Raw genomic sequence first — 5000 nt, forward strand, 5'->3', positions numbered from 1 at the left:
CTCCTTCCCGGTTAATCCGGCCATGCCGAGGCCGGGCGGCGAGATCGAGACTATTCCTCGATGCCCTTGGTGCCGCGACGCTTGAGGTACTTGTCCCAGTAGAAGTCATCCGCATTGTCCTTGGAGACAATGGAGAAGCCATTGTCGACGAAGGGCACGCTCATCGGGTTGAAACCCGAACGCTTGGCGTCGTTCATCGGATCGATCAGGCCGGGATGCTTGGCCATCCACAACAGCATGAAGCCCATATAGCCCTGCATGCCCTGGTTTGGATTGACCGAGCCGAAGATCTCGCCGGCCTTGATCATGTCGAGGATCTTGGCGTTGACGTCGGCGAGCATGACGCGGATCTTGCCACCGCCTTCCTTGGCGGCCTGGGCAGCGCCGATGGCCGAGTTGGCCTCCGGCATGAACACGGCGCCAAGATCAGGATGCGCCTGCGCCAGGCTCAGAACCGCCTGATAGGCCTTGGTGGGATCCTGGTTCGAAGCGGCGCGGCCGACGAGCTTCATGTCAGGCCATTTGGCTTCCATGCGGGCAACGAACGCGTTGACGCGCTTGTCGTGGTTGTCCTGGCCGGGATTCTCCAGCACCGCATATTCGCCCTTGCCGTCCATCGCCTTGGCAACGGCGTCGGCGGCATAGGTGCCTTCGGCATTGTTGTCGGAAGTGATGTAGGAGACGCGCTTGGAATTCGGCGAGTCGGCGGCGAAGGTCACCACCGCGGTGCCCTGTTCGATGGCGCGGTTGATCGGCTCTATGAATGGATCGGAATTCATCGGATGCACCAATATGCCGGCCGGCTTCTGCGCCAGTGCCTGGTCGAAGGTGGCGATCTGCTTGTTGACGTCGTATTCCGGCGTACCCGTATAGGCGGTCTCGCAGCCGAACTGCTGGCCGGCCTGCTTGAACATTTCATAGACCGGGAACCAGTATTCGACGCCCGAGACCATGACGTTCATGACATATTTTTCACCCGGCTCGCATTTGAACGGGTTTGGGGTTTCGGCGCGTACCTGCATCGACCCAAAGCAGGTCGATGCAGCCGCCGCGATTGCGAGCGTGCTCAGAAATTTGCGCAAGTTTCCTCCCTTGGCCGAAGCCATCCTCAATGACCGTCGCAGGCGCTCACCGAGCGCTGCCGTATGGATTTGATGATGCCGACCTTCCTCCGAAAGCCGACGATCGGGACATTACAACCTCGGCGCATGTTGTCAATATAATTCAGATATTGAAATATATTTCACAACCTACTTCATACGCTCCGGTCGACGAAGGTGGTCGCAGGCCGCCAAGGTGGGCCAGGCAAGGCCTTTCCGGCCTTTTTGGCCGCGAACCGGGGAGTGTGGTTGGAGTATCTGCACCCAGGAGTTCGCGCGGTGCCCTCCCGCCGGCCGCGTCTTATCACGTGAAGCCCAGATCTTGTTTGATAAGCATCTGCTCCGGGCGCGGCGTGACGCTCTCCATGTCGCTTGGCCAAGAAGTCTGCTGCTGCGTCGGCTTACAGCAGCCTTGACCACCCGGAGTATTCCGAGAACCTTCGGCTGTCCCCCGAATGCGAACGGCCCGCTGGCTGGTGCCTGGCGAACTGTTTGTTTGGTGCAGATTGGTTTGCAGGGGACGGGATTGGTTTTTTTGTTCCGCAGCTGGGCTTCGCCTTGTTGCGGGCGCCTGATCCGGGGCAATCGGTGGCCAGCCAAGATGAACATCAAAACGGTCCGCCGGCATTGTTCCTGGCGGATTGTTTGCTTACCGAAGTTTGGTTGGGGAGAGGATTTGAGTTTTCTGTCTGGCGGCTTGGGCTTGGCCTGCTTGGGGGCGCCTGATGACGGGTTAAACGCCGGCACCAGGGCAAAAAACAAAAGAGCCCGCACGAGGCGGGCTGTTTGTTTAGTGAGGTTTGGTTGCGGGGACAGGATTTGAACCTGTGACCTTCAGGTTATGAGCCTGACGAGCTACCGGGCTGCTCCACCCCGCGTCACCTCTTAGCAAGCGTTTGCTTGCTAATCTTAGCAAGCGTCTGCTTGCTAATCTAAGCAAGCGCTTGCTTGCGTTCCTAAGCAAGCGTTTGCTTGCTTTTTTGTGTAAGCCGAGGCCTACAGATAGGTATATGGCTGACCAAATGAAAGGGCCGCTTACGCGGCCCGTGATCCCTTGGCGGGCCATTTCATAAAGAGAAGACATCACTCCATCCGATTGGATGTGAGTTCAACGTGCGTTTAGCAGACCTGGCAGCGACCTACTCTCCCGCGTCTTGAGACGAAGTACCATCAGCGCTGGAGCGTTTCACGGCCGAGTTCGGAATGGGATCGGGTGCAGCCGCTCCGCCATAACCACCAGGTCGGCAAAACGCACGTTGTTCGAGAAGCTTTTGAGCGAAGGAGCACAAAGAGGCATCGGCAGCGGAGCTGTCGGGTGCCTCTCGGGGCTATTCGCTGGTCTTTTTTGTGCCTGTCATCCTCCGATTTGGAGCGATGAGCATAAGGAATGAGAACGATCAAGCCGATCGAACTATTAGTACCGGTAAGCTTCAAGCGTTGCCGCTCTTCCACACCCGGCCTATCAACGTGGTCGTCTTCCACGGTTCTCAGGGAATACTCGTTTTAAGGTGGGTTTCCCGCTTAGATGCCTTCAGCGGTTATCCCGTCCGGATATAGCTACCCTGCTATGCGGCTGGCGCCACAACAGGTCCACCAGAGATCCGTCCATCCCGGTCCTCTCGTACTAGGGACAGATCCTTTCAATATTCCTACACCCACGGCAGATAGGGACCGAACTGTCTCACGACGTTCTGAACCCAACTCACGTACCGCTTTAAATGGCGAACAGCCATACCCTTGGGACCTGCTCCAGCCCCAGGATGCGATGAGTCGACATCGAGGTGCCAAACAACCCCGTCGATATGGACTCTTGGGGGTCATCAGCCTGTTATCCCCGGCGTACCTTTTATCCGTTGAGCGATGGCCCTTCCACGCGGGACCACCGGATCACTATGACCGACTTTCGTCTCTGCTCGACTTGTCAGTCTCGCAGTCAGGCAGGCTTATGCCATTGCACTCAGCGAACGATTTCCGACCGTTCTGAGCCCACCATCGCGCGCCTCCGTTACTCTTTAGGAGGCGACCGCCCCAGTCAAACTACCCACCATACATTGTCCCGGACCCGGATAACGGGCCGCGGTTAGACATCCATAGTAATAAGGGTGGTATTTCAAGGGTGGCTCCACCTGAGCTGGCGCCCAGGTTTCAAAGCCTACCACCTATCCTACACATGCCACTACGAATGCCAATGTAAAGCTATAGTAAAGGTGCACGGGGTCTTTCCGTCTAACCGCAGGAACCCCGCATCTTCACGGGGAATTCAATTTCACTGAGTCTATGCTGGAGACAGCGGGGAAGTCGTTACGCCATTCGTGCAGGTCGGAACTTACCCGACAAGGAATTTCGCTACCTTAGGACCGTTATAGTTACGGCCGCCGTTTACTGGGGCTTCGATTCAGAGCTTGCACCCCTCCTCTTAACCTTCCAGCACCGGGCAGGCGTCAGACCCTATACGTCGTCTTGCGACTTCGCAGAGCCCTGTGTTTTTGATAAACAGTCGCTACCCCCTGGTCTGTGCCACCCTCCTCTACTTGCGTAGAAAAGGGTCACGCTTCTTCCGAAGTTACGCGTGCAATTTGCCGAGTTCCTTCAGCATAGTTCTCTCAAGCGCCTTGGTATACTCTACCAGACCACCAGTGTCGGTTTCGGGTACGGTTTATAAGGAGGAGCTATTTCCTGGAACCACGCAGCAGCCCGTTCAATCCGATAAGATTGGACTACCTCAATGATCCGTCACTACCTCCAAGCCCACGAATATTAACGTGGTTCCCATCGACTACGCGTTTCCGCCTCGTCTTAGGGGCCGGCTAACCCTGCTCAGATTAGCTTTAAGCAGGAACCCTTGGTCTTTCGGCGGGGGAGTCTCTCACTCCCCTTACGTTACTCATGTCAGCATTCGCACTTCTGATACCTCCACCACCCCTCACGGGTATGGCTTCATCAGCTTACAGAACGCTCCGCTACCGCTTGGCCCTTGCGGACCAAACCCTAAGCTTCGGTGTATGGCTTTAGCCCCGTTACATTTTCGGCGCAAAGACCCTTATTTAGACCAGTGAGCTGTTACGCTTTCTTTAAATGATGGCTGCTTCTAAGCCAACATCCTGGTTGTTTTGGGATCCTCACATCCTTTCCCACTTAGCCATAACTTGGGGACCTTAGCTGTAGGTCAGGGTTGTTTCCCTTTTCACGACGGACGTTAGCACCCGCCGTGTGTCTGCCGACTAGTACTCCCAGGTATTCGGAGTTTGGTTAGGTTTGGTAATCCGGTGAGGACCCCTAGCCCATCCAGTGCTCTACCCCCTGGGGTATTCGGTCGACGCTCTACCTAAATAGATTTCGCGGAGAACCAGCTATTTCCGAGTTTGATTGGCCTTTCACCCCTAGCCACAAGTCATCCCGAACTATTGCAACAGTTATGGGTTCGGTCCTCCAGTAAGTGTTACCTTACCTTCAACCTGCTCATGGCTAGATCACTCGGTTTCGGGTCTAATGCGACGAACTGAACGCCCTATTCAGACTCGCTTTCGCTGCGCCTACACCTAGCGGTTTAAGCTTGCTCGTCACACTAAGTCGCTGACCCATTATACAAAAGGTACGTGGTCACCCAGGACGAACCTTGGGCTTCCACTGTTTGTAGGCAATCGGTTTCAGGTACTCTTTCACTCCCCTTGTCGGGGTGCTTTTCACCTTTCCCTCACGGTACTAGTTCGCTATCGGTCATGCACGAGTACTTAGGCTTGGAGGGTGGTCCCCCCAATTTCAGACAGGATTTCACGTGTCCCGCCTTACTCGAGGACGATTGATTGCATTACGCGTACGGGGCTGTCACCCACTATGGCCCTACTTTCCAGAAGGTTCCGCTTGTCTCTCAATCGCCACTGGCCTGGTCCGGGTTCGCTC

2 protein-coding genes, 1 tRNA gene and 2 rRNA genes (1 of these 5 running past the window's edge) are annotated in these 5000 nt (G+C 55.9%); 1 reads left to right on the forward strand and 4 read right to left on the reverse strand.

Annotation, left to right across the window (positions count from 1 at the left end):
* Positions 1 to 50 precede the first annotated feature (50 nt).
* Positions 51 to 1082, reverse strand: coding sequence for a substrate-binding domain-containing protein (locus tag EN750_RS03215; RefSeq protein WP_013529471.1), 1032 nt, complete (start codon positions 1080 to 1082; stop codon positions 51 to 53).
* A 390-nt stretch (positions 1083 to 1472) separates the two neighbouring features.
* Between EN750_RS03215 and EN750_RS03220 the strand changes: the two genes are divergently transcribed.
* Positions 1473 to 1826 carry a hypothetical protein gene (locus EN750_RS03220; RefSeq protein WP_127395615.1) on the forward strand — a complete coding sequence of 118 codons (354 nt, stop codon included), beginning with the start codon at positions 1473 to 1475 and terminating at the stop codon, positions 1824 to 1826.
* Between the two features lie 75 nt (positions 1827 to 1901).
* Here EN750_RS03220 and EN750_RS03225 read toward each other — a convergent pair.
* From EN750_RS03225 to EN750_RS03235, 3 genes are all read right to left on the reverse strand, one after another.
* Positions 1902 to 1978 (reverse strand) — tRNA-Met (locus EN750_RS03225).
* 248 nt (positions 1979 to 2226) lie between these two features.
* Positions 2227 to 2341: ribosomal RNA gene (gene rrf / locus EN750_RS03230) — 5S ribosomal RNA — on the reverse strand.
* A 152-nt stretch (positions 2342 to 2493) separates the two neighbouring features.
* Positions 2494 to 5000 (reverse strand): 23S ribosomal RNA (locus EN750_RS03235); it runs 315 nt beyond the window's last position.

Source organism: Mesorhizobium sp. M7A.F.Ca.ET.027.03.2.1 (genome assembly GCF_003999175.1).
Lineage (GTDB): Bacteria > Pseudomonadota > Alphaproteobacteria > Rhizobiales > Rhizobiaceae > Mesorhizobium.